The organism is Paenibacillus taichungensis, from assembly GCF_013359905.1.
Classification (GTDB): Bacteria; Bacillota; Bacilli; order Paenibacillales; family Paenibacillaceae; genus Paenibacillus; species Paenibacillus taichungensis.
The window spans coordinates 135,457-162,352 of the sequence record NZ_JABMCC010000098.1 but is presented as its reverse complement, the minus strand read 5'-3'; the positions used below and the strand labels follow the sequence as shown (position 1 = coordinate 162,352).

The following is a 26,896-nucleotide window of genomic DNA, read 5'->3' as shown; positions in this document are numbered from 1 at the left end:
TTGCTTTACTACTTCCAAGGGGGAACAGAACGTGAGACAGACTCGCAAGAAAAAGATGGATTTAAGGTTCAAACTGTATTTGATCATTCTAGTTCCGCTACTGGCCATGGGCGGTCTAATTATGTGGACCACCATCGACTCTAGTGAAAATGCATCATTAATGACCATGCAGCACAACAATCAGCAGCTGGCAGTGAATACCGCCTCTCAACTAGGCCAGGAATCGGAATTAATCAAGACATTATCCTCTACTGCTTCGGAGGAGAGCAACGAATACAAAAGTCTTAGAGACGAACTCATTAAAGTTAGGCTTCAATCGGGAGCCGTATACGTTTATATGTATAACAAGACTTCAAACGGGTGGATCTACACCGTGGATGGAGCGGATTGGGATGATAAGGAATACAGTCCTTACGGGACTGCAATGGAATTCAACCCCCAGATTCAGGAACGCTTGTTAAGTGGTGAAGTCGTCACAACGGGCATTGTAGATGATCCAACCTGGGGGCAGCTATTGTCCTCCTTTACACCAATTAAGGATTCGCAAGGTACTGTTATTGGCTATCTGGGCATTGATATTTCTGCTGAAGCAGTGAATCAAGTCTCCGCGACATCCTTGAATAATGCTTATCGGACCATTATCCCGATTTTTGTGGTTGTACTGATTCTATCTTTGGTTATGATGCTATTCGTAGTAAGAGGCATTCTCGGACAAGTACGCGATATTAAGTCAAGCCTCGAACAGGTTGCTGATGGGAATCTCAAAGTCGTATCCAAACATATGACAAACGATCAACTCGGTGACATCAGTGATTTGATTAATGTCATGGTTGCCCAATTGACGAACATTCTGATGGGAATACAGCAAGGATCCAATACCTTGCAGCAGTCCTCGAAAAATATTGCGGAAACGGCTCAAACGAACCTGCGTCAGACCGAAGAACTTTCCAGAGCGATCGAAGAAATTGCCATAGGATCTACGAAACAGGCCGAAGAGACAGAACAATCTGTCCAGCACTCAGAGAGTCTAGGCAAAATAATGGATGAAGTAGGTTCATATGTGCAACAGTTTACCCATACTTCAGAGCAGTTATCTGCCGTGCAAATACAAGTTACACGTGAACATGAGGTTCTGCTTGAAAAGAGCCGAGAGAATGCGAAGCGCGTCGAGCATCAGCAGGAAATTTCCAGTTCACTGACGACTCAATCGGAACTCGCTTCCTCCATTAGCGGACAAATACACAACATTTTAAAACAAACTCAAATTCTATCGCTGAATGCTTCAATCGAGGCAGCCCGCGCTGGCGAAGCGGGAAGAGGCTTTGCGGTCGTTGCTGGTGAAATGGGACAGCTCGCTCAGCAATCCGAACGTTCGATCCAGGAGATTGATGAGATCCTGAGTTCATTTGTTCAAGAGATACATCGTATGGGCAGTCATTTTGATGCGAATATGGTGGCGGTCAAGGAACAGGAAGAACAGATCGCTGATTGCCTCCAGACGTTCAGACAGGTTAGCCGCTTATCGAACGAAGTGCATGAGCTGGCTCAACGTTTGGAAATCCGTACATTGGATATGCACTCTATTCGTCAGGAAGTAGAACAGCACTTGAGCTATATTGCTTCCGCAACCGAGGAAACTTCAGCCATGGCCGAAGAAGTCACGGCAAGTGCTGAGGAGCAGCAACGGTCGGCGAACGAATTGTCGAACATCTCTGGACAGCTCTCCAGCCTTGCAGGGAACCTCAAATCATATTCTGATCAATTTCAGATCGAACTCTGTAAATCAGATTCATAATAATGAACTCCCCGTTCCTGTCGACTCAGACAGCGGGGTTTTTGCTTTATCAAATTACTTTTAGACATCCCCAAACGATCATATCATTGTGATTAATTCCAAAATTCTGGTGGCTCCGGAATGAGTACCGTTTTATTAAGAAGTTCTCTTCAAAAAGCCAAATAGTCGCGTTATGGGAATAGGTATCGCAAAACATTTGGTCTTAGAAGAAGAGCTAGTTGTACGTAATAGCATATATTAAAATCGATAGTCTGTTCCGTTATTTATAATAGCGAGGTTGCGAACTTCACCTCCGGAAAGCGGCTATCCGGTCCTTTTATTAAGTCTCCGCCTTGATTTTTCAGATACATATCGAAGAAATCCAGCATATAAGCATTGATAACGGAGTTCGCTCTTTCTGGCGCAATCTTTCCTGTAATGCCCAGCATATTGAAAACCGGAGAAATGAACTGTACGTCGGTAAAATTCAAATGCTCTGTATTTTCGATATACAGGATTTGTCCTCCTGCGTCGGCCGTTTCGCGCATCCGTTCAAGCTCCAACTTTTTATCTTCCGTTACTTGATCCATCCACTCTCTTGTTGATCCCATCCGGTCAAGCTCTGCATCTGTGTAGACCCGATTATTGATCACCCTGTTTAATTCTTCGAAATAGCTTTCAGAGTTGATGAACAAAAACGGCTTTCTCAGATCCTCCCTTTCACGCAGTCGATACAGTCCTCCATCCAAGTCTATTCCGACCGTGATTCGTGGATCGTAAGAAGCGTCGTAGGCCGTCGCTCCGCCGATAGAATGACCGAACACCCCGACATGACCGAGATCAATCCTCCCTTTTAAAGGACTTGAAATCTGTCCCGATTGGATGAGCTCGAATTGGTCCAGCGTAAACGCCACATCACTGGTTAACACTTTTCCCAACTTGTCGCGATTTTCTCTTGCCGTTCGGTAATCATCGTCGGGAGAGAATAAGTCGTTGGTTCTGCTGGTCGTGATTCGACCGCCCGGAAACTCGGTTGCAAATGTATTGTAGGTATGATCGATCACTGCCACGATATATCCGTGACTCGCGAGATTTTCAGCTTGCGACGTATGGAGGAACCTGGACGAGCCGAAGCCGGGATTCGCAAGGATCAGCGGATATGAAGTCTGTGCCGAGGAGACTTCGGCTCCCGAATAAGCATGACTGGACACGTACTTCAAGTGCTGAAGAGTAAACTCAGGAAGGCCATAGTTCGCGGCCATGTAACGTAAAATTGGAGTATCGGGAATAAAGGGTGCGTACTTGCCGGTGCCAACTTTAACCGGATACCATACCTGAACCATCAACTCTCTCTTACCTTCTCTGGCTTTGTCGAAAATCTCTTCCCTATTTGTATCCACGAGATGAAAAGTTTGCGTTCCTACCTTAAATTCGCCTGTCGGTTCAGGTAGATTAAATACTGGAAAAGCATACATAAGACCCGCTGTTACGACCAACATTATCGCTATAGCGGTATAAGCTGAACCCAACAAGAATCGCGGGATTTTTTTGGGGCCATTTTTTCTAAAATAGCTATAAGCTGAAATGGCTAAAAAAATGATTGTTATGCAATATGGGAAAAATAGCTGAACTCTGTATCCTTCCACCGTCCATTGAATGACCAGTAAAAGTGTGGTGATTCCGCTTGCAATGAACACCGTACGCCGTCCTTTTTTTAATAAGAATGTTAATGCAAACAAACCGATGTTTGACAAAAAAAGCAACAGTTCAAACAGCCTCATCTCGATTCTCCTTTTAAAAAATTTCTATTTTTATTTGTTCCAATATTATCCTGGCAGGTTGGCCTGAGCTATCGATTCAACTTACATCTACCTTACAAATTTGTAATTCTACCTTGTAACTGTGCTCATCTTTGGATAGGAACTTAGTTTCTTAAATCAAAAAAGCCGCTATAATTAGCGACTTTGAATATAATAATGTTCTTGTCCTCCGACAAGCAGACACAGGAAAGTGCATGCCTTTTTCTCTTCAGTGTACTTATACACAATTCGGAAATTTCCAACAAACAATCCATCCCATTAAAATGTATGAATTATTGCTACAAAATCGCTTTTACGAGCTTTAATAGTGGAGGAGAACTATCAAAATCTATCCGAAGTATTGAAGAATTAACTGGTATATTGCTACGGAAAGCCCTAAAATACTGGCTTTCATTTTAGATGGATGATATCTTGTGCTGCGAAACAAGTACAGAAAGATCACTATAAATCCTAAGGGAATCCACAGCTGAAAGACACCTTCTGTTGTATAACGAGAAAAAATTGGAATAATGGAAGTACTGATCAAAAAGTAAAAGAAAACTGTAAAACGTCTTGTTTCTAATTGCTTGCTCCACCTTACTAATAAGAAAAAAATAATGATTCCGATAATTGTAATGTATAAAGGGGGGAGAAGAATAGAAACGTCCCCAAATTTGAATTCCATTTTACATTGCCCTCCTCTTTTTAATCATCACCACTGGAACCTTCAATGTCCTAGAAGATAAAAAAACTCTTTTGTAATCGATGATGCACTTTTTCACCAAGCCGATGTTCGTTTTCACGATGCAAATACATTCTTTATCCAAGAACGCAACTTATCAGCATAGAAAGCGCGTTCATCTGGATCGGATGGAGAACCCTTTGACAGATAAAGTTGATCATTCACATATCTAGGGTAAACATGGAGATGATAATGCCACACGTCTTGATTGCCGGCGGGCTCATTATGTTGTCGCGTAGAAATCCCTTCACATCCATATGTACTTTTCATTGCAAATGCAGTAAGCTGAGCCGCGCGGTGAATTTCACCAGCGTAATCCGCTGGGAGATCAAAGATGTTCTCGAAATGTTGATTCGGAACAACAAGAACATGTCCTTTATTGTTTGGCCACCATTTGCTCGCTATAAATGCCGTTACCTTTTCATTCTGATAGATGATATCCCTTTCTTTTGTTCCCTGATTAGGTCGCTCGATACCCCAAACACAACAAAATGGACATACGTATCCTTCGGGCTTATGTGAAATTGATGCTGTCATCTTTCTCATTCCACTCCTTTCATATTTTTCCAACTAGCTATTAGACGCAGGCAACTTTTGTTCGTTGCGTTATCCTCAACATTGATAATCAATCTGAGCTCGTTTTTATTCCGGTATGCACGGCTCTCTTGATCACTACTTCGGAATATATCCACCTTATCAAGTCTTGCCAGTAAGTTGGCAAGGCTTTTTGTCTTGAACATACCGTAGTAACGCTTTGCTTATGTAATCTTTAGATTTTCTTCAGAATTATGCTTATTAATTCCTTAGTTTTTTTCATTATGATTTCTATATCGACAAGAGAGGAGGCAAAACAATGATCAGTAATACGATCTTAGAGCTACTTCATCAGTATGGATATCTGATTTTTTATTTTGCCTTTTCGTTAGGCCCTTTCGGGATTCCAATTCCAAATGAGATCACGATTATCAGTGGTGCCATTTTAAGTCACACAGGTGTTATCAATTCATGTATCACATACTTCTGCATTCTAACAGGACTATTAACCGCCATTACCTTTGCTTATTTTGCAGGGAAGTTATTTGGACCCAAGATAAAACACAAATTTCAACATAATAAACACTTCGTTAAGGCTGAACTGATTCTGAATAAGAGTGGCAATTGGGCGATGTGCATCGGTTTATTCATTCCAATCGTGCGATATGTTCTCCCTCTGGTCATTGGACTGAGCGGCGTTCAGTATCAAAAATTTGCTCTCATTTCATATTCCAGTGCTTTGCTTTGGACCATAACGTATTTTACAGCGGGAATCTACTTCGGCACTCCCATTCTATCAATACTTCATTTATTACAATTCTAATCGATTTTGATAACATACCATCACATATACGGAGGAACCACAAACATGAATTCCAATGAACCTATTTTATTTCTGAAAAGCTTTCTTCAAAGCCCCAAACATGTTGGCAGCATCATACCCAGTTCCCGGTTTCTCGCTAACAAAATGGTGACCCAAGCGCTTTGGCTAGACGTAAAAGCAGTCGCCGAACTCGGATCGGGCACAGGTGCCATCACTCGTTATATTCATCAACAGGCACAAGATTCAACCCAAGTGTTATTGTTTGAGATGAACGAGACGATGAGGAATAATCTGAAGACTGAATACCCTGCTTTCCCCTGTTATCCAGACGCCTCTCGATTAGTGGAATCCATGAAGCAAGAGGGCGTTGAGCAACTGGACTGTGTATTTAGCGGGTTGCCTTTCTTCAACTTTGAGTCTGAATTAAGGAATACGTTGGTAGACCAGATCCATAAGGCACTCAAACCAGAGGGGTTATTCATCGCTTTTCAATATTCACTTCAAATGAAAAAGACACTATCCGAAAAGTTTATCATCGAAAAGATAGAATTAGTGCCCTTGAATGTCCCTCCTGCCTTCGTTTATGTCTGCCGCAAAAAGGAAACAATTTAAACAACTCAAGCTATGGTTTACACTGATATTATCCTCTTTATAAGGATTTAAAATCTTATTTAAAACAGTCATAAAAGGAGTGTTGGATTGTGAGTACCGTTCTCATTGTAGATGATGAACCCGACATCCGTGATGTCATTCATGTCTATTTACGTAACGAAGGATATCAGGTCATTGAAGCAGCCAATGGTGAAGAAGCACTAAATATTATCAAAACTACATCGGTCCAGCTCGTTATACTGGATGTCATGATGCCCATTATGGACGGGATCAAAGCCTGCTTCAAAATAAGAGAAGTATCAACCTCCCCCATTATTATGCTATCCGCCAAGGAAGAGGACATTGATAAAATTACAGGCCTGGCTACCGGTGCTGACGATTACATGGTCAAACCGTTTAATCCGTTAGAATTACTAGCTCGCGTTAAGGCTCAGCTACGACGTCAAACACTGATTGGCAAAGCAGAATTCAATTCACTTATCCTGATCAAGGACCTTGTCATTGACACAAGTAAACATTCCGTGAAGTTAAAGGAGAATGACATTCCACTAACTCCACTGGAGTTTTCCATTCTGGTGCTGCTTGCCAGCCATCCTGGACAAGTATTTAGCTCCGAGAAGATCTACGAAACCGTATGGAAAGAACCTTACGGGTATTCGGATAATACGGTTATGGTCCATATTCGCAATCTGCGAGAGAAACTGGAAGTGAATCCACGAGAACCTCAGTATATTAAAACGGTATGGGGAGTGGGTTATAAACTTGATTAGACGATTGCCACAGTTTAAAAAAAAGATACAGATTAACATCCTATATCGAATGTTGATCAGTTTATTGATTTCGTTTGTTGGCTCTGTAGGTGTAAATAATATGTTGATCATAGGTGCCGCAAAAATTAGTGAAAGATTTGGATGGCCCTCGCTTCTCTACATTTTTCCTTATGTCCTAACACCAATCTTCATCGTAATTTTCACGTTAATTTTTTTGTTTTCTACACGAAAAATTGTGCGAGATCTCATTACCTTGGAGCAAGGATTGCAATTCATTTCAGAAGGAAATCTGGACTACCGGGTGCCCGTTAATCGACAAGATGAACTTGGGAGAGTCGCTTCCAACATTAATCACATGACTGAACAGTTGCAGCTGCAGATCGTTAAGGAGCGTGAGCTGGAGAAATCCAAGATGGACATGATCACAGGCATTTCACATGACCTGCGCACACCGCTTACCAGCATCATCGGCTATATTGAGCTTCTAAGAACAGAATCATTTCAAGACAAAGCAGAGTATGACCGCTTCATTCAGAACACCCATAACAAAGCAACACATTTAAAGAAGCTGCTCGATGACTTATTTGAATACACACGTCTAACCTCAGTGGATACCCAATTGGATTTGAAAAAGGTTGACCTATACCAGCTATTGGATCAGTTGCTGTTTGAATTTGAACCTTTAGCTCAGGAGAATGGTATTCATATCGAGAAAGAGATTGGCGATGCCCCATTTATGGCCTGTGTGGATAGTGATAAGATTGCTCGAGCCATCGATAATCTTCTTATGAACGCCCTGAAGTATTCTGTGAAACCTAGTACGATTTACATTCGAATGAGTATACGCCATGAGCTCATTACCATTAAAGTCGAAAATAAAGGTGCGCCGCTCACAATAGAGCAAAAAGATAAGCTGTTTGACCGCTTTTATAAGGTAGATTATTCAAGAAGCAGCGAAGGTATTCAAACAGGGTCTGGTTTGGGTCTTTCGATTGCAAGAAATATTGCGGAGTTACATCAGGGTACCTTAACGCTTCAACATACGCATAACGTATTTACATTCGAGTTAAACTTGCCTTTCAACATCAAGTGATACATCAATGAATTCAACTATGGAGGATACCGCGATGAAAACATCCGAACCACTTCTTTTCCTGCAAGGATTTCTGAGGAACCCCAAACGAGTAGGCAGTCTCCTGCCCAGTTCCAAATTTCTAGCCCATAAAATCGTCCAGTCTGTACAATGGGATGAAGTTAAAACGATTGCAGAGCTGGGGCCAGGAACAGGTGTCATCACACGTCTTATGAGAGCAGAATTACCGAAATCTGCAACTGTGTTTTTATTTGAGAGAGACCCAAAAATGAGAAGTAATCTGAAGAAAATATACCCTGAATTCATGTTCCATTCGAATGCATCCTATCTTTTGAAAAAGATCAATCAAGAACATGTACATCAGTTGGATAGTATCATTTGCGGACTTCCATTTTTTAATTTTTCCAGAGAAATGAAACAAAACATCCTTTCACAGATGCATACAGCGCTTCGACCTGGAGGAATGTTAGTGTTATACCAGTACTCACTTCATATGAAGAAACGATTGGCTGACTTATTCTATATTGAGAAAATTAAATTTGTGCCCCTCAGCTTCCCTCCTGTTTTTGTGTATACTTGTCGCAAAAAGAAAGATGAAGGACACAGTGAAACGAGAGAAGCAGTATACTAATCGTACGAAGTGTTAAAGAAAAAAACCATCTATAAAAGATGGTTTTTAAAGGAAGTAAGATTACCGTGCCTTCTCAACACGTTCAATAAGTTCTTGAATCACCTCGTCAGGCGACCGATCAATCATCCAATTTTGCCCAAACATCTGGAACAATTTCACTACAGGAAAGTCCTCCCAGAATCCAACAAATTCTTCGTTTAGATACACCTTGTCCGTGACGTGCTCGTTCATTTCATCCAGGCACTCTTCTAACACTTTTTTTGCCGTGGAATCGCTCAACCATTCGCTGAGCAGGCTGAACTTATGGAACGTGACTTCTTCCTTTCCGAAGTTGCAATGCAAACGTTCGGTGATCCGAATGTCTCTGGATGAGCTACCGAGTGCGATTTGGAAAAATCCACTCTCTGCAACCCAACGGTTGTACTTGGTGTTATAGTATGAGAAGTCTCTCTCTTCAAGCTCGAAGACGATTCTGCGTTTTTCGCCCGGCTCAAGCTTGATTTTGGCAAAAGCTTTTAATTCCTTCTCCGGACGGGTCCAATTGCATTCCTCATCATGCACGTATAATTGAACAACTTCCTTCCCTTTTCGCTTGCCCGTATTTTTCAGTTGAAAGGACACCGTAACCCCTTTCTCCACTTGAGCTACTTCGAGGTCCGTATAGGAAAACGAAGTGTAGGACAAACCATGACCGAACGGGAATTGTGGTGCAAGTTCTTTACGGTCGTAATATCGATAGCCTACAAACAGACCTTCGCGATAATACAGTTTGCCGTTTTCTCCCCGAATCCGCATATGGGACGGGTTATCCGACAACTTCACTGGGAAGGTCTCGGATAATTTGCCTGACGGGTTCTCCTGTCCAAACAATACTTCTGCGATCGCTCTACCCATCCCTTGGCCAGACAACCAAGAATGAACAACACCAGGCACAAGCTGCACCCATGGGCGCATGACAAGAGCAGAGCCACTGCTTGTCACCACGATGCACTTAGGCTGAACTGCTGCAACCGCCTGAATCAACTTCACTTGATGCTCCGGAAGATCGATGCTCTTCAGATCGCGCATCTCCGATTCGGCATATTCCGGTTGACCAACGAACAGGACTGCCACATCGGAGTTCATGGCCAAAGATACACTTTCCTTAATCAAGTCTTCCTGAATGGCGTCATCTTCCGGGTAACCTTCAGCGTAACCCAATGTTACCGTAGCCCCGGCCAGCTCTTTTATTTCATCCCAAGGAATGTCGACTCTAGTAGGGGTTACCTTTGCACTGCCCGCCCCCTGAATTCTGGGTTTCTTAGCAAACCGTCCAATCACGGCAATCGACGAGATCGAATCCGGCTGCAGCGGAAGAATCGCGTTTTCGTTTTTCAGAAGGACAATACTTTCGGCTGCCGCTTTACGTGCAAGGGCATGATAGTTTTGATCTCCGTAAGAGTCTGTGGCTTGGTTGCTCGTCACCCGCTCGACCAGCTTCAAAACGCGGGCAACACTCCGATTCAGCTGTTCTTCGGAAAGAGCCCCGTTCTGAATGGCTTCCACGATCGCTTTCGTATTGTAATGAGCAGGACCCGGCATTTCAAGATCAAGTCCAGCCTTCAGGCCGCGAATCCGGTCATTAACGGCAGTCCAGTCGGACAGGACAACACCTTCGTAACCCCATTCTTCTCTCAAAATGTCATTCAGCAGATGTTCATTCTCGCTTGTATACGTTCCATTCAGCAAGTTATAGGAGCACATAACCGTCCATGGATCAGATTTTTTGATGATACGTTCAAAAGCACTAAGGTAAATTTCGCGCAGTGTCCGCTCGTCTATTTCCGAACTGGTTACCATTTTCTCAAACTCCTGATTGTTACCAGCAAAGTGTTTGAGTGAAGCTCCCACCCCCTCGCTTTGGATACCGTTGATGAATGATGCACCAAGTTCACCTGTCAAACATGGATCTTCCGAATAGTACTCAAAATTTCTTCCGCCAAGCGGTGTTCTTTTCATGTTGACTCCCGGTCCGAGCAGTAACTCGACATCCATGGCCTTCGATTCACGACCTAGCGCGACTCCAACCTCATACAACAAATCCGTATTCCAAGAGGAGCCTATCGCAGAACCCGTAGGGTAACAGGTCGCGGGAACGTTCTCTGTTGTGATGCCCATTTCTTCGTCACTGTTCGTTTTACGGATCCCGTTAGTTCCGTCATACATATGAACGGGCGGGATATTTAACCGCTCAATTCCTTTGGTCATCCACATATTTAATCCCGCGCAGATTGAGGCTTTTTCGCTAAGAGTCATTTCCGTCAGCAATTCATTAATCGATTTGTTCATGTCAATCCATCCTTTTTAATCAGTTTTGTTCCTGTTCCTTTTTCAGTTCTTGTGCATCATATAGTTTGAAAAACGGGAACCAGACAACGAATACAATCAGCAGGATTATCGCCAGCAAAATGAGTCCGTTGACGCCGGACATAATGTAGGTAGACAGTCCGATTGGCGTATACCACAATTGAAAAATTTGGCTCGGAATTCTTGCAAAACCCATATCTAACGCCAAATACACAATAATCGGCGTGATCAGTCCGTTGATCCACATCGGTACCATAAGAAGCGGATTGAAAGCAATAGGTGCTCCGTACACGACTGGCTCGTTAATATTGAACAAGGAAGGGATAATCGTCGCCTTACCGACAGACTTTAATTTTTTCGATCTTGCCAGCAGGAACCAGACGACGAGTGGCAAGGTCGCACCCATTCCCCCAATACCAAGCCAGCCGGAGAAGAAGGTTTCGAAGGTGTTGATATTGACTGGATCTTGTCCTGCTGCGACGAGAGCGGCATTCTCTTCGATTGCAGGTATCCATATGGCGTACCAGATTGGTGTCATGACCCATGGACTTACGCCGAAGGAATACAGAACTACCCCGATGAAGTTAAACAATACAAACCCAGTCAGGCTTTGCCCCATGGCATTGATGGGTTCAAACACGCTTACGATCAGTGCAAAGATATCGAAATGAAGCTGGTATACGAGCAACCATCCAGAAGTTAACACCAAAGCAATCGGGACGAGAAAGTCGAACCAATCCATGATGAACTCGGGAAGAGATGATCCTTTTTTGAAAAACGAGAATTTATTGCATACATTCATGACAAGCGCAACAAAAACCCCCACCAAAAGCGCCGTAATCATACCGGAAGGACCAAATCGTTCAAGGATGAACTGAATGGTTCCATCTTCATTCACGCTCGGATTAAGAAGCATAACGAACAGGGAGACCCCAGACATCCCCGCAAGCAGCTTAATTTTGTGGCGATCCTTTTTTTCCATGACTACATACGGCGTCAAAAAAGCAATAAACAGACCCAACAAACCAAAACTGAACGTCGTTATGGGTGTCAGGTCCGGCATTCCCGGAATGAAATCCTGCAAAATCGAAATTAATGTAATGATCGAACCGATAAAAATCATCGGGATAGCGACCATGATCGCTTCTTGAATCGACGAAACCCAAATATTGTTCGTAAACGCCTCCAATCTGGGCGCAAACGATTCTGTCATCCATTTCATAAAACGTTTCATTCAAACTCCCCTACTTTCCTCTTAGCTGCTATAACCATAGTATAAAGTTTTATGTTAACGCTTTCTTGTTGTAACTTGCCGCATCTTGGTTCGTTTTTTGTCCTCTTCATGCCTTTAGTTCTATCTTGTCTGCTTCTGTTGGAATTAAACAACAAAAAACACCCCTTCCTTGCGGAAAGGATGCTTTCAGTTGTGGATTGCGCAATCATTTAGTACTGCCGATCGAGCGTAAGTAGCGTTATACCATGCGGCGGGAGCAAAATATCTCTACGCCAATGTTCACCCTGCACGATTTCTGACCGGATTACCGGACCGCTTCTGCCGTTTAAATAGGAGATCTCTTCTGCTGTTAACGAATCTGGTGAACCCATACGGATCCACTCGTCAAATACCGATCCGTGCTCCCGATCCAGTCGATAACTGGTGCATTTATACGTTCCTGAGAGCATATGTAGCGAAAGTTCGAATGCCTTGATTCCTTTTTCCTCAAACACGTCATAACGCGATGAATCAGATAATTCCGACCAATCTCCACTCGCAAATAGCTGATCAACATGTACGTAGTGATAAAACAGGAACTGCATGCTTCCATCACTTTTTCGAGTTCCGACATAACCGTTTCCCTTTACTAGCAGCTCGTCCCCCAGCTTCTGCATTAGCTCAAACGCATAATACGCCGGCTTTTTCAGCCCGTCGCGATTGATCAGACCAAATCCTCCGTAGAACGGAGAAGCAGGAACGATGCTTTCTTCGAATACGTCAGTAAAGGACCAGAAAGCCATCGCCTTTACGTCGCCTAGCGTATTCATAGTGTGGTAGATAACAAAAGGAGCCATAAACATCGTATCGTGCAGCAAGTTTCGGTCATACAGTGAAAAATTCCACTCCGTCACATGTAGCTCAACATGGCCATACGATGATGCATTCATTTTTTCCCGTAAACGTTCAATGCTTTCCTTATAAAAAGAAGGCGGCATAATCTTCGTTAGACGATCTTCATCAATTTTAAGTTTCGGATACTCCGAATAAATATGAAACGAAAAGAAGTCTAAAGGCACCTCACGCTTTTGGCAATATGACAAAAACTCTTCAGTCCAAGTATCGTTCCAGAGGGAGCCATAACCCATGGCAGGGCCTCCCGTTTTCAGTTCAATCAACACCGATTTGATGGCACAAACGGTGGATTCATAAAAAGCAAAGTATTCTTCCTTGCTCCCTGCCCAACAAACTCCTGCCAGATCAGGCTCGTTCCACACTTCGAAATACCATTTCTTCACTTCTTGCGCTCCGTATCGATTCAAACAATGGCGAATGAATTCACTGACAAGTGCTTCCCACCGGGCGGGATCGGATGGTGGACTGATATTCCCTTTCCACTGAAATATCGTTTCATTGGACCTCGCAAGTAGGCTCGGCATGAAACTTAACTCCACAAATGGCCGGATCCCCTGATCCAAAAGGAAATCATAAAGCTTGTCCACGTAAGACCAGTTGTAGACTGGTGTTCCATCCTCATTCTCGCTGTACACCATCATCTCATCATTGAATATGCCATGAAACCGGATATAGCGAAACGGAATTCGTGCCCTCAATTCGACCAGCTGCCTCCGCCAATCTTCGCGCAAGCCTTCTGCAGCTCTGCCTGCAGTCATGGTAATATTCCAGTGTTTCTCATACATAACTGTCGTGTGGTCTTTCCGTATCTCGATCAGATGTTGCTCTTCCATCAGGGATTTTGTTGGTGGGAGCAACACCTGCTGCGTTTCCGTTTTCTCGTCCAGGTACCGATACAATGATCCCATCGCGTTTAACGTGTCCATCTCATAATAATCTCCGCTTGAAGATTCCTCGTACGTTTTGGGCTTTCGGTTCTGGTTCGGATTAGGGAATTCTGGCGCGAGCGAAGCTTCGCGGTAGGAGCCAGGCGTGCAGCCGTACTTTTCTTTGAAGTATTTATTGAACAGCTTTACATTGGCGAATCCACAATCCAGCGCGATTTCCGAGATTTTTTTCTCACTCCCCGCCAGTTGAGCCTGGGCTTTCTCCAAGCGAATGAGCGTCAAGTATTTTTGGAAGGGGATTCCGATTTTATCGGTAAAAAAATGGGAGAAATAATGTAAGCTCAAATGCTCGGAAGCAGCCATGTCTTGCAGCGTAATCTTCTCACTGTAATGGCTGTCAATGTACGCAAGGACCCTGTTCAGTCTTTTATAATCGTACTCCTTGCTGCTCTCTTCTACATCCAGATTCGTCCCATCGGAAAAATATCGCAAAAGGCATCCACATAACGTCTGCAGTCTGCCTATCGTGTAGCTTCGATAACCCTTCGTTTTTTTGTTGATTTCCCATACCATTTGAGCGAGGTTTTGTTTGATGCTAGTTAAACGTAATTTATCCTCATCATTATTCAGAGCAGAATTGCAGGAAATAAACGCATTAGTGTTCAGCAATTCCGGACCGAACTGCAATGTCAGAAGTACATTGTCTTGATTGGTCCGTTCAATCTTATGGACAGACATACTATTTACCACGATTACATCATCTTCATAAAGCGTATATTGCTTTTGATCCAGATACATGATGATTGAGCCTTGAAGGACATACACAATTTCAACTTCCTTATGCCAATGAAAATCAACATGTTTCACGCTGTTTACAAAGAGCTTCATGGGTAGGTCGTCCTGGTGCTGTATAAACTCGTATAAATAACGAATCGACTTCTCCTCCCCTCGTATTAAATTATTATAGACATAGCGTTTACAATAAAACAAAAGACTACACCTCATCGTAAGCATCTTTGCTATAAAATCAATATAAAGGCATGCTCACCATCTTCGGAAAATCATTCCCAGATTTCACGGATACTTGGGGCTTCTTGTATAGCTTGCTCGTAACCAGCTTTCACCGATGATGGTGCAAAAGTTGGATCATAACGATTTTTTCCCATGGCTACAATGCTGTTTCCATCCGGTATAATAAGTGAGGCCATTGCACTTTTTTGCAATTTCGCTACATCATTCTTAACACCTGGAATAAATCCATGTGTATTAGGCATAGGTGATAACACGATAACTTTATTAAAACCGCTTGCTAGATGAGCGTTTGTGCTTGATACCATTCCACCGTCAATCCAGTCTTGCCCGCCAAAGCTTATAAACGGCCAGATTCCTGGAACAGCACCACTTGCAGATACGGCATCCAACAGAGAAACGCCCGAATCCTTATTCAGTATATGAAGGTCACCTGTCGTCGCATTGATTGCAGTCTCATTTAAATTGGACGGCCATTCGGTTGTTACAAGCCTGGATTTCACAACGGATCGCCGCATTTCTTGTGTAACTTTAGAGGGGTGCCTTTTAGCAATATCTCCAAACATTTTTCCTGTTTTTTTAGGTTTGCTTCCACCCAATAGAACAGCCCTAAACCATAAAAACGTAGTTAAAATGTCAGTTGAAGCATTGACTTCAGCGGTATTTGGCACTAATTGAGATGCATAGAGTTTATTTAAATCATAATGAGATGCTAGTGCAGCTCCAACAAATGAACCAGCAGATGTTCCATAAATTGCGTCTGCATCTGCTAAATTGATCCCTTCATGGAGTAAGCCTGTTAGCATTCCGATTTCCCAGGCTATACCGGTGACTCCCCCCCACCCAATACAACTGCCCGATCATAAACTATGAAGTAATCTTTAGGGTCAAGACAAAATTTTGAGGTGCCCTCATGAAAATCAGTGAAGTTTCCAAAGCAACTGGAGTAGCTGTTTCAACAATCAGGTTTTATGAGAAACAAGATCTGCTTCCTGAGAAATATATAGACAGAGACGATAACACTTATAGAAATTATTCATCCGATGTAATTGAGCATCTGTTAATGATCAAAACAGTTCATTCTGTAGGCTTCTCCCTGAAGGAAATCACCGAGATTCAATCCAGTAATGGTGATGATATTTCGATCGATAAGAAAATTAAGCTGCTATATAGTAAACTAGCCGAAATCGAAAAACAAAAAGAAGATTTATATCAGTCAGAGATGATATTAAGAAAAATGCTAACCAACAAAATAAACTTAAACATCAGCCATGAAGAAATTCATGATTAATTTCCACTAAACTGATTTCCATTCTTTTTTAACAGATTTGAATGACTCGATAGCCGTTAAATTCTCAGTACCTTTCTTTATATGATTAAGAAAGGCTTACTTGCCAAGTTTAAAATCCAAAAAAGCTGCCGAATTGGCAGCTTTTTTGGAGAAGTAAAAAGGTGACTGAAGCTTCATCTTGATGAGAGTGCCGTAGCTTCCCCGCTTGTTGGGACGCAAACGTACTACTAAATAGCAATCTCATTATGAAACAATTTAATTGAGCTTATGAAGTGTACCGTTCTTATGTTCATTGAGCAGCTCTGAGAAAAGCTTGCTAGAGTAATCAATCCTACGCTCTGGAAACTCGCCTGTAAGTATAATCTTCAACATATGAAGCAGACGTTTACCCGTTAGTTCGGTAGGCCCGAGAGACCATTGTCTAATACTGGGATATAAGTATATCAACCCAGAGTAACGAAATGCTGCCCTCAATCTTTCATAAAAATCATCATAGCTGAGTGATATACCGTTCGCAATTAATTCCTTGTAATAAATTTTGGCATCCTCAAGGTTAAAATAACTAGCCAGATCAATATAAAAGGGCGCATAATAACACCATCCGAAATCAATAAAATAGGGTTTTCCTTTGTAATAATGGATGTGGGAACCGTCTACGGATTGCAAATCTCCATGCGTAAGAGTCAGGCTTTCCTTCTCATCATACAAAGCCACCATATCACGTGCAAAAGCATTGGCTTTTTCACGTAGTAATGGCAGATACGCGCCAAATTCCTTGTAAAATTCGGGGTTCTGCTCTATAAGCGTTTGAAAATGGTCCACAGACACTTGTGTAACTAAATAATTCTCCCAATAATGACGGTCAGCATGGGGGAGCCACAGCATCTCCGATCCTCTATGCATATTAAGGGCATGGATTCTAGCTAATGCCTCCGCAACTCTTGGCGACCAGTCTACGCCAGGCGGAGGAAATTTAACACTACCCAGATCTTCTATCGCCATCCATCTAGGCTCATCTGTTTCTAGATCTAGTGAAAAAGTGGCGGGCGTGTTCTGATGGCCCTGGTCAGTTAACGTTTTCATTGCCATGCGTTCTTTTAGGGCAGCTTCTTTAAATATTACGCTCTCCTTTTGACCATTTTCATAAGTAACCTCTATACGACGTACATCCGCACCAGACCACCCACGTTCAGCATCCGTCATATACCCTTGCTCTAGATGACGTATTTTTCCACGTTGTAGTTCTTCAGCTAAACCTTGAGCAATTATGATCATATTATGTTCCAAATTAATCTACCTACCAATCTAGTTAATATAAGTTACTCAATAGAGCAATTTTTTGAACTCCTAAGAAATCTCAAGCAAATAGGTGTCCGACGTGCCTTCGAGTTCACTTCCTTCCTCATTATTTTTCAAAACAAAAAAAGGGCAGAAAATGAACAAATTGTTCATCTTCTGCCCCTGTAGAGAATTGACTAACGGATAACATAATGTCCAATTCAACCGAATGTCAAACAAATGACACTTGTCAAAATAGGCTTAATGTAAAAAAAACCATGCATGAGAGCACGGTTCCGCAGTCAACTAGAAGTAGTTGATGTCCCATGTTCTTAACTAATGCAAGGGTTATTCCATTTTATTACACGAAAAAATAAACCACTTAAATAAGCGGATTTCTGCAATTTAAATGAAATAAACCTAATGCAATTAACTAGCTAAGAACAACAGCAGACACTTGATACTTCCCCCTTATATTGAAACTAGCTATAGTATAGATTGAAAACAGGAACTAGTCAAAATTCTAAATGCTTTATGAGGAGCAGCGTTAAACAAAAGGATTACCTCCGAGCCGTTGATACATGCCCTAGGTAAATCCTTTTCTATTTATTTAGTGTATGGAATCATGGGAGACATGCTGCTCCTTCAGCTGATTCCCGTCGCGAGCACGACACTCTTGCTCCTCATTCGTCCTGCGGTCCATGAAAGGCCACCAGTTCGCTGGCCCGAACGAACGGACCATAACGGGAATGAATAGCGACAGCATGAGCAAAGCGTATATTTAACAGTCCACAAAGCACAATTGTTGCAATCTGCAGGAGTGACATTACGCCAGAAGGGAGCATTACCGCAAACGTACCGCCCAGAATAACCGCTGCAGACATAATGACTGTTCCCAAGTTTTTCATCGCTTCAAGAATAGCTTGCGGCGAGATGTAAACGAATTGCTTCGGAATTCCAGAGTCATGTTGCTAATTTGGAGATAAAAGTTGATATACATAAAAAGGAGAAGCAAAAGAATGCATAGGAATATCACGGAAAACCTTATTTATATGATCGAACATTGAGGAAAAAGCCGCTTACAAAGAAACACAATGTAGCTGAATCAACTGCTGCTATGTAAAGGGAATTAAAGAGACGGAGGAATCAAAATACTGAGACACTTTATTCGTGGTGTTGTGTTGAATTCATGTTGAGTACGATAATGAAGATACATAGTTTTGTTGAATTCGAAGAATACTTTGCATCATGCATAATACCTTATCGCCAGAAGCTCAACTCAAGCAAAGTCTTTTAGGATTTAGTGCGGGCGGATTTTAGGCTATCTCTATTGCAACAGGTCTCGTTTGGTGTTTAAACACAAAATGGCGCAGGCAGTAGCTATATCCACAGGACGCATTTCGATAGCTACGATTATAAGTGTACCTGCAGGATCCTTGATCGATTCAATGTTTTATTGTCTCAGCCGTTCTTGGTTTACTGGTTATCAGGCAAATCGCGGCTGCGAGTGACAGAGCAGGGATCATGATTGCATTCACTCGGGCAATTTCCAGATACCCGGTCGTGGTTATGATCCATTCTTTTCCGGTAATATCCTCGTCAGTTGCTATGACCTTGATCATCTAACCCTGTTTGCTGTCGTAAATTTTTTTGAGCAGGTCCGCAAACTGCTGTTTATCGCTTTCGGACAAACAATTCGTCATCTGAAGGCTGAACTCATCCAAAATCCGTTTCAGCACAGGTTCGAAATCTTTCGCTTTTTGCGTTGGATAAAGCAGGTAAGAACGACGATCGCGAGAGTCCACCGAACGGTAAACGTATCCCGCCTCCTCTAGCTGCTTGACGCAACGGGTCGTAGTCGCTTTATCGAACTTCACTTCATTTGTGAGCTGGTCCTGGTTGAGCCCGGGATTCGACAAGATGGCTTTAAGATAATTGTGGTGCCCGCCACCGCCGATATCAAATGGTTTTAATATGCTAGCCAATTCTTTTTGGTTAATACGATGAATGTAGGACAACATTTTGCCAATCGAAGGTTTCTTCAATCCAGTACCTCCTTAAGATCTTTTGTATCCAAAAATTTTACCTCATGCAAGTTGCGTACGCAACTAACTTCAAGTATAATCAAAACCAAATTAGTTGCTAATGCAACTAATTGATTTTGACGATAGTAAGGAGTGATTATTTAGTGAAACTGGAAGACGAGAATCGTTTCATTACTTATCAAGATGACCCAGTAATCCAGAAAAGACGTTGGATCATCCTGATAGTCCTGAATTTATTTACATTTATGTCGACGCTCGACGGCAGTATCGTCAATATTGCTCTGCCTGTTATCGCGAAGCAGATGGATCTGACAGTAGCTGAAGCGGAGTGGATAGTCACCGCTTACCTGATGACCATTTGTGCAGCGATCCTCTTTTTCGGCAAGCTCGGAGACATCGTTGGTAAAATAAAAGTGTTCAAATGGGGTATGATTATTTTCACGGTTGGTTCCCTTCTATGTGGGCTCAGCTTCAGCCTGCCGTTTCTCCTGGGTTCACGACTACTCCAAGCCTTGGGCGCAGCGATGACGATGGCCAACAGCCAGGGCATCATTACAGACATCTTCCCAACAACGGAACGGGGAAAAGCGTTGGGGCTGATCGGTACATTTGTCTCGCTTGGCAGCATTGCTGGACCGAGCCTCGGCGGTATTATCGTATCCGGACTGGGTTGGGAGTACATATTTTTGGTAAATATCCCGGTTGGGCTGATCGCGATTGTGATTGGGTGGAAGGTACTTCCTGCTGATCGTACCAAACTGAAGGTGCGTATCGATAAGGCCGGGGGGTTACTATTCCCTTTATTTATCATAGCTTTATTTTCAGGTCTACTGCTCGGGCAGCAGGTCGGTTATGGGGATATGCGGATCGTCGCTGCGTTAATCATCTCCGCCATTGTTTTTGTTATTTTCCTTTTCGTTGAGATTCGTAATCCAGAACCCATGCTAAAGCTCGACCTGTTTAAAAATCCGCTGTTCAGCTTAAGCATTTTATGCGGCTTTCTGGTATTTGTGGCCAACTTTTGTTTTAACATCATCGCACCGTTCTATACGCAAAGTATTTTGAATCTTACACCCTCCCACGCTGGGCTCTTGCTTATGCTGTTTCCGATTGTCATGGTAATCGTAGCTCCACTCAGTGGCGCATTATCGGACAAAATTGGTTCCGAACTGCTCACTTTCGCAGGACTCGTTGTGATGGTCATCGCTCAAGTCGGACTTGCTCGACTCCATAGCGGCAGTTCTATTATTCTGGTTGGGAGTTGGATCGGTATGCTCGGTCTCGGCAGCGGTTTGTTTCAATCTCCGAACAACTCGTTGGTAATGTCAAAAGTCCCCAAAACCCAACTCGGAATTGCAGGCAGTATTAACTCGCTCGTCCGCAATATGGGCATGGTCGTGGGAATTACGGTTGCTACTACCACTCTGTTTGGTGTTATGAGCAACTTGGCTGGTCGTAGGGTTACAGGACTTGTGCCGGACCGCCCCGATCTTTTTCTATCAGGCATGCACGTGGTCTTCATGACCTCCGCTTCAATATGCTTAGTAGCCGCAGTACTTACGGGTTGGAGGCTATGGTCGGCAAAACGGACTTTACGCAGTGAACATTTACGGTCTCGATAATAATATACATCGAAAAGTAATGGTATGATTTTCAAATGTTAGGTTTTTGACCTCGTAGCAATCCGGATAAAAGTAAACATTTCAGAAAAAAGGAAGCCCTCAATTACTTGGGCTTCCTTTTTTCATTCATTTCAAATATATCAATGTTAGTTTTCCACAGTGTTAATTGTTACGGTATTTGTAGTGCTATCAATCACCAAATCCAAGTTCAATAGGTTAGCTGCTTCACTTAGCTTCACATAGTTATTACCCTGAACCATGTATGCTGTCAATTGAACTTGTTGGCCATCCAAGTAAATCGTGGATGCTTTTGACGTGACTTGTTCAGAAGCCAAAGAGGTTGTTCCGGCAAGTTCCCCGCCATTTGGCGTATAAGATTTGCCTGAAACCAGGTTTACCGTTTTTTTGGTCGGCTCCCAAGTGATTTCAAACTGCTTGTCTGACCCAGTAACAGCCATCGCCAAGTCTCTTAGCTTCAGATAAACACTTCCATCATGCTCATAAGTTGAAGCAGCTACATCCTCATTGTTGACTTTAACGGTGATATTGTCAGATGTCTTTGATTGATCATCATCAGACTCACTCGAGGACTTTGCAACAATCTGGTCAGCCCATGCAAACAGCTCCTCCAAGTCATAATCACCGCTATGCGTGACATCCCAAGGCATCGCGAAGTCCACATTGTATCCTTTGTTTTGCAGTGTCGTTGCGAGAATTGTCGAAACCGCAAGAGAAGTATCGCTATCTTTGGTACCGAAACGAATCCGCCAGTATGTTGAAGTATCCGCTCCTTCGGTATCGATATAATTAAGGGGATTCATTATTTTGATAAGTTCTGAATCCGCCATTGTACCCCCTGCTGTATCATTCTCCATGCCGTATTCTGTGAAGTGCTGATTATCAATGGTATCCGTTTCAAATAACTGATTTTCTCCATTACCCAAATCTAATCCATCAAAGGCAGATGGTGACTTCATTCTTGTTAGATAGGTAATATACTGGTCGAAATCGATATCCGATACTGTGCCATTTTCAATGGTAATCCAAGTTTTGTCGGACAGATCAATACCCTCATCCAATGCTTTTTGAGCCGATGCAATGACATAGGATTTAACATATTCCTTAAAAGTACCATTGCCATCGGATCCTAGCGTCAATGCCGTTCCATCCGGTGCTGTCAGACCCAGGCTGTTTAAATATGACGGGAACATGGCGCTCAGATCGTCAGAAACTTTAATCTCATCTTCGGTCAATTTAGTGGGGGTGTTGTTTCCTCCCATTCCTCCAGGCATCCCACCTTCAGGTAATCCACCCTCTGGGAGTTCAGGCGAGTCACCTTCCGAAAGTTCAGGCAGTCCGTCTTCTGATGTTTGGGGTCCACCCTGTCCTGCAGCAAGTCCAAATGTTCTTGGTGTAACTGTATTAATTCCGTTAAACTGCCACTCATAAGCCATATCTGCGTGCTCCAAGTCAGTAATTGGCGTGTATACGGCTGATGCATAAATATCATCACGCTCATCGGCCGCACCTAATTCTTCTAGATAAGGCTCATAATCCGCGTCATTGCCTGTTGCACCGAGCAATGCAGACATTGCACCTCCAGCACTGGTACCATCGGAAATAATCTTCTCGGCGTCTCCAGGCATAACTTCGTCGTTATAACGCAGATAGCGAACCGCAGCTTTTAGATCGACAATAGCGGCAGGCGCTTTTCCTGTATATGTGCCATCTTCATCTTGTGTTGTACGACCTCGTGCTCCGGGTTCGGCCACGACATAACCTTTGGAGAGTGCAACGATTGCATTTTCTCCCCCTCCCATTCCTTGTCCCGGGCTTCCAGGTGTACCAGGAAGGTAACCCGCAACAGTATTAGGGAAGTAAATAGGGGCCGTGTCCGCTGTGTAGTTGTTAATCGTTCCTCCTTCAAAGTATTCTTCTGGGACATAAATATTCATAATTTCATATTGGGTGTCAACCGGACGCTGCACGTATACGATCTTCTCATATGCACGGTATTTAATCGTTTGACCGTTATAAGTTAGGCTCTTCTCCGTGTAATTCGTTGTGTCAAAATCCAAGCTGTACAATTTGTTCTCTGTACTTGTTGCCGCACTGGCTACGCTAACTAGCGGCATACTCATCAGAGCAAGAGCAAGCAATGAAGCAACCCATTTTTTAGTTTTCATATACATTCTCCTTTTGAATTTGAGATGGTAGGTAACTTTCCTTTTCCTAATTTAGCAAAACAATGTGGCGAAAAAGTGGCGTGAGGGTGGCAAAATATCGAAGCTAGGAGTCAACTGAAATTTCATTGCAAAAAAATAGGGCGACTTTCCCCAGTCCATTTCTGGGGAAGGCCGACCTAAACAAGCATTTACTTCATGTATTTGTTCAAAAGCTCAAACACCTATTCAACTTTTGATACTCCGATGCAAAGTGAAAATAAAGCGAGTACCTGTCCCTGTAGCCTCGACCGAAATGGATTCATTCAATTGGGTTAGAATTTCCTTAGCCAGAGATAATCCTAATCCTGTTCCTGGTCCTGCATGGGATTTATCTGACTTATAGAAACGTTCGAAGACGTAAGGAAGATCCTCCATATCGATTCCCATCCCTGTATCTGTCACAGAGAGATAGATACAAGTATCATTCCAGTTTGCATCGATAGTGACCTTGCCTTCAGGCTCAGTGAACTTAAAAGCATTATCCAAAAGAATCGTGAATACCTGCTCGATTCGATCTTCATGTCCGAAAAAATCTGGCATATGATAAGCGTTTTCCGTTATCGTGAAGCGAATATCCATGTCTTCAGCCAAAACGGTAAATCGGGTACTTAATCGTTCCATAAGTTGGGCTGGACTAGTGTTCACTTTTTGGATGGCCGAAGATCCTGACTGCAACCTGGACAGTTCGAGCATATCATTGATAAGACGTTGAAGACTTAATGATTCATGAAGGATAGAGTGATAGAATCGCTGCTTGCCCTCTTCGTCAACCAACATATTATCGCATAACGTTTCACTCATCGCCCGAATAGAAGCGAGCGGCGTTCGTAACTCATGCGTCACATTCGCCACATAATCACGGCGTACCTGTTCCAGTTTAAGGGAAGCCTGGTGATTCTGCTCTAATTGGGAGGTAAGGATATTCAAAGATCGGGCGAGGTCTCCCAGTTCACCATAACCTGTTTCCTGAACCCGGACGCCATACTCTCCTCTAGCCATAGCTTCGGAGGATGAGGTCATATCTAGAATCGGATTAATCATGGAACGGATAACTCGATAAATAATATAGAGCGTCAGGATTAGTGCCAAACTAGCTGTGAGTATAATCGTAAAATAAAATCCGGTTTGTGCACTCGAATAGTCCGAGACCAATTTGATTAGAAAGAGTCCGCCAATTAAATGGCCTTCACTACGGATGGGTTGACCGATGAGAATCGAGTCACCTCCAAAGACTTCAAGGTTTGTGATGATTGCGACTTGACCACCTGAAAGAATTTTACTGACATACGGTTTGATTGCCTGCTGTATATCCTCCTCAGTGAAAGGGAGATTTAGTTTCCTTTCTTTTCTGGACAAGGAGGACTGATCAGTAAAAGCATCCATTTCTTTTGAATGCAAATCATAAGCCTTAATAATAAAACCTAATTCAGACAAACGAGTAGATGAATAGCCGTTAGTTCCGATATCATCTGCAATTATTTCCATCTGTGGCTGAAGTTCCGATAGCTTGTTTTCGATAAAATAGGATTCCAAGAATGCCCTTCCAATGAGTAATGCAATCAAGAATACGGATATAAGAATGAAAGCGATTGAAACAAACATTCTTTTTAGTAAAGAAGGCTTCATGAGTGTACCTCAAATTTATATCCAATTCCATAAATTGATTTCAGAGTCCACCCGTTATTGTTTTCAGGAAGCTTTTTTCTAAGGCGTTTGACATGCGTATCGACAGCGCGAGTATCTCCAAGATAGTCGTATCCCCACACTTTGGATAAGATATGTTCCCTACTTAGTACCTTTCCAGCATTTGTAGCAAGTAAATACAAAATTTCAATTTCTTTTGGTGTTGCTGGTATTAGCTGACCATCGACAGACAATTCGTATCCGTTCAGATCAATTCGGAGCTGTTCATATTCAAAAATGTTGTTTTGTTTAGAGAGTACGGTTAACTCAGGTAATACTCTCCGTAAAACCGTTTTTATTCGAACTACTACCTCTCTTGGTGAGAAAGGCTTCACAATATAATCATCTGCACCAATTTCGAGTCCAATAATCCGATCCAACTCATCTCCTCTTGCAGAAAGCATAATAATTGGCACAGAACTTTCCTTTCTAATTTCTTTACATACATCGGTTCCGAATATCTCAGGCATCATAATATCCAATAAGATTAGATCCGGCTGATTGTTCCGAGCGTATATCAGTGCCTCTTTTCCATTATAGGCTGAGGTGAATGACATTCCTTCTGAAGTCAAATAACTGCCAATCGTTTCGTGTACTGTTGAATTGTCATCACAAATAAGTATGTGAATAGGCTTTCTCATTCTGTTTCCTCCATTATGGGACTAACATCTCAAATGCATAACTCTACTTATCATGTTAGTTTGATATCTGCAAAGTCAAGTGATACATTTCGAATTAGAAAATGAACGGGAGAACTTGCATTATGTAATTATGTGTAAATCCAACTTTTTTAAAGACAATTCATTGATACGTGCAAAGTCTGGGTAATTCACCTCTTCTACTGGTGGATAATGTTCCTTCCAAAAGAAAAGGCATACTTCGTGATTAATGAACCATGCACCTCTGTTCCGATTCAGAACCATATCTTAGTAAAGGATATATATCCAATTTATACTACTGGATGCGGTATATAAAGTTCTTCTAAATTGTAATTTCTTCAGGCGTTAATTTAACCGATAACGTTGAAACCGCATCTTGGAAATGGCTAATTTTGTTCGAACCGATTATTGGTGCTGTGACCTCATCCTTTTGAACCAACCATGCAAGAGCAATTTGTGAACGCGTAATTTTTCTGTTAGCAGCAACTTATGCTACTCTTTCAGGAAGGTTTATTGAAGATTTTTCATCTGATATCCGGTAGCACAACCCATCTGTGATTTCATCCCGTGTGAACGCAACCCACCAACGGAAATCAGTAATTTTAGCAGAAGTGCTCGGAAATTTATCAAAGAGCACCTCTGCAGATCAAACCTATACATTAAAAACGTTCAATAATAAAAACCGACCTTTTCTCGTGAAAACAGATGCGAAGGGAGAATTGTGGATCATCCTTGGATTAGTCGGGAATATGCACGTATGTATGGACAACCACCAATGCTGGATGTTCAAAACTTAGCGTGTCAAGCTTGTCTTTCTGAAAAGAAAGTACCTCTTTAAGAAAGATTATGCTGTAGCTTATGACAGGTTAGTCTAACTACAAATTAAATCTGAATAGATACTGTTATTGGGAAACATAAGAGGGAT

21 protein-coding genes and 1 pseudogene are annotated in these 26,896 nt (G+C 42.5%); 8 read left to right on the top strand and 14 right to left on the bottom strand.

Annotation, left to right across the window (positions count from 1 at the left end; genetic code table 11):
• Positions 1–31: 31 nt before the first annotated feature.
• Positions 32–1,795, top strand: a complete 1,764-nt coding sequence (locus HP548_RS05005; RefSeq protein WP_175381087.1) for a methyl-accepting chemotaxis protein — start codon at positions 32–34, stop codon at positions 1,793–1,795.
• Positions 1,796–2,058: 263 nt separating this feature from the next.
• On the opposite strand, the gene HP548_RS05000 is transcribed toward HP548_RS05005, so the two are convergent.
• Positions 2,059–3,555 (bottom strand): alpha/beta hydrolase family protein, encoded by a 1,497-nt coding sequence (locus HP548_RS05000; protein ID WP_175381086.1) that lies wholly within the window; start codon positions 3,553–3,555, stop codon positions 2,059–2,061.
• An 817-nt stretch (positions 3,556–4,372) separates the two neighbouring features.
• A complete protein-coding gene (locus HP548_RS04995) occupies positions 4,373–4,852 on the bottom strand; it encodes an HIT family protein (protein WP_175381085.1) in 480 nt (159 codons plus the stop codon).
• A gap of 316 nt (positions 4,853–5,168) precedes the next feature.
• Here HP548_RS04995 and HP548_RS04990 point away from each other — a divergent pair, with 316 nt between their 5' ends.
• The 5 genes from HP548_RS04990 (at position 5,169) to HP548_RS04970 (ending at position 8,778) form a co-directional block, all read left to right on the top strand.
• Positions 5,169–5,672, top strand: coding sequence for a DedA family protein (locus HP548_RS04990; RefSeq protein ID WP_076291328.1), 504 nt, complete (start codon positions 5,169–5,171; stop codon positions 5,670–5,672).
• Between the two features lie 45 nt (positions 5,673–5,717).
• Positions 5,718–6,284, top strand: a complete 567-nt coding sequence (locus tag HP548_RS04985) for a class I SAM-dependent methyltransferase (protein WP_175381084.1) — start codon at positions 5,718–5,720, stop codon at positions 6,282–6,284.
• 89 nt (positions 6,285–6,373) lie between these two features.
• Positions 6,374–7,054 (top strand): response regulator, encoded by a 681-nt coding sequence (locus HP548_RS04980; RefSeq protein WP_175381083.1) that lies wholly within the window; start codon positions 6,374–6,376, stop codon positions 7,052–7,054.
• Positions 7,041–8,147, top strand: a complete 1,107-nt coding sequence (locus HP548_RS04975; RefSeq protein ID WP_175381106.1) for an ATP-binding protein — start codon at positions 7,041–7,043, stop codon at positions 8,145–8,147. The genes HP548_RS04980 and HP548_RS04975 overlap by 14 nt, the downstream gene beginning before the upstream one ends.
• A 34-nt stretch (positions 8,148–8,181) precedes the next feature.
• The gene (locus HP548_RS04970) at positions 8,182–8,778 is read left to right on the top strand and encodes a class I SAM-dependent methyltransferase (RefSeq protein ID WP_175381082.1); all 597 of its coding nucleotides are present in this window, start codon (positions 8,182–8,184) and stop codon (positions 8,776–8,778) included.
• A gap of 60 nt (positions 8,779–8,838) precedes the next feature.
• Here HP548_RS04970 and HP548_RS04965 read toward each other — a convergent pair whose 3' ends face one another.
• The 4 genes from HP548_RS04965 to HP548_RS04950 all read right to left on the bottom strand — a co-directional run bounded on the left by HP548_RS04965 (position 8,839) and on the right by HP548_RS04950 (position 16,016).
• Complete coding sequence (locus HP548_RS04965) at positions 8,839–11,106, bottom strand: beta-glucosidase family protein (protein WP_175381081.1); 2,268 nt, start codon at positions 11,104–11,106, stop codon at positions 8,839–8,841.
• 19 nt (positions 11,107–11,125) lie between these two features.
• Positions 11,126–12,358 carry a PTS sugar transporter subunit IIC gene (locus HP548_RS04960; protein WP_076291333.1) on the bottom strand — a complete coding sequence of 411 codons (1,233 nt, stop codon included), beginning with the start codon at positions 12,356–12,358 and terminating at the stop codon, positions 11,126–11,128.
• A 209-nt stretch (positions 12,359–12,567) separates the two neighbouring features.
• Positions 12,568–15,027: a GH39 family glycosyl hydrolase gene (locus tag HP548_RS04955; RefSeq protein WP_246317939.1), complete on the bottom strand. Its 2,460-nt coding sequence runs from the start codon at positions 15,025–15,027 to the stop codon at positions 12,568–12,570.
• Positions 15,028–15,200: 173 nt separating this feature from the next.
• On the bottom strand, positions 15,201–16,016 hold the full coding sequence (locus HP548_RS04950) for a patatin-like phospholipase family protein (RefSeq protein ID WP_343054768.1): 816 nt from the start codon (positions 16,014–16,016) through the stop codon (positions 15,201–15,203).
• A 65-nt stretch (positions 16,017–16,081) separates the two neighbouring features.
• Here HP548_RS04950 and HP548_RS04945 point away from each other — a divergent pair, with 65 nt between their 5' ends.
• Positions 16,082–16,459, top strand: a complete 378-nt coding sequence (locus HP548_RS04945; RefSeq protein WP_175381079.1) for a MerR family transcriptional regulator — start codon at positions 16,082–16,084, stop codon at positions 16,457–16,459.
• Between the two features lie 255 nt (positions 16,460–16,714).
• Here HP548_RS04945 and HP548_RS04940 read toward each other — a convergent pair whose 3' ends face one another.
• The 4 genes and pseudogenes from HP548_RS04940 to HP548_RS04925 all read right to left on the bottom strand — a co-directional run bounded on the left by HP548_RS04940 (position 16,715) and on the right by HP548_RS04925 (position 19,782).
• A complete protein-coding gene (locus tag HP548_RS04940; protein ID WP_217504622.1) occupies positions 16,715–17,734 on the bottom strand; it encodes an aminoglycoside phosphotransferase family protein in 1,020 nt (339 codons plus the stop codon).
• A 613-nt stretch (positions 17,735–18,347) separates the two neighbouring features.
• Positions 18,348–18,660 (bottom strand): annotated as a pseudogene (locus HP548_RS04935) (MMPL family transporter); the annotation flags it as partial.
• 522 nt (positions 18,661–19,182) lie between these two features.
• On the bottom strand, positions 19,183–19,359 hold the full coding sequence (locus HP548_RS04930; protein ID WP_175381077.1) for a hypothetical protein: 177 nt from the start codon (positions 19,357–19,359) through the stop codon (positions 19,183–19,185).
• Entirely contained in the window at positions 19,360–19,782 is a 423-nt protein-coding gene (locus tag HP548_RS04925; RefSeq protein WP_099858845.1) for a MarR family winged helix-turn-helix transcriptional regulator, read from the bottom strand.
• 149 nt (positions 19,783–19,931) lie between these two features.
• Here HP548_RS04925 and HP548_RS04920 point away from each other — a divergent pair, with 149 nt between their 5' ends.
• Positions 19,932–21,404, top strand: coding sequence for an MFS transporter (locus tag HP548_RS04920; protein WP_175381104.1), 1,473 nt, complete (start codon positions 19,932–19,934; stop codon positions 21,402–21,404).
• A 146-nt stretch (positions 21,405–21,550) separates the two neighbouring features.
• Here HP548_RS04920 and HP548_RS04915 read toward each other — a convergent pair whose 3' ends face one another.
• The 4 genes from HP548_RS04915 to HP548_RS33250 all read right to left on the bottom strand — a co-directional run bounded on the left by HP548_RS04915 (position 21,551) and on the right by HP548_RS33250 (position 26,410).
• Positions 21,551–23,590 (bottom strand): subtype B tannase, encoded by a 2,040-nt coding sequence (locus HP548_RS04915; protein ID WP_217504621.1) that lies wholly within the window; start codon positions 23,588–23,590, stop codon positions 21,551–21,553.
• A 225-nt stretch (positions 23,591–23,815) separates the two neighbouring features.
• Positions 23,816–25,162 carry a sensor histidine kinase gene (locus HP548_RS04910; protein ID WP_175381076.1) on the bottom strand — a complete coding sequence of 449 codons (1,347 nt, stop codon included), beginning with the start codon at positions 25,160–25,162 and terminating at the stop codon, positions 23,816–23,818.
• An 89-nt stretch (positions 25,163–25,251) separates the two neighbouring features.
• A complete protein-coding gene (locus HP548_RS04905) occupies positions 25,252–25,953 on the bottom strand; it encodes a response regulator transcription factor (protein WP_076291338.1) in 702 nt (233 codons plus the stop codon).
• A gap of 340 nt (positions 25,954–26,293) precedes the next feature.
• Complete coding sequence (locus HP548_RS33250; RefSeq protein ID WP_246317937.1) at positions 26,294–26,410, bottom strand: hypothetical protein; 117 nt, start codon at positions 26,408–26,410, stop codon at positions 26,294–26,296.
• Positions 26,411–26,896 lie beyond the last annotated feature (486 nt).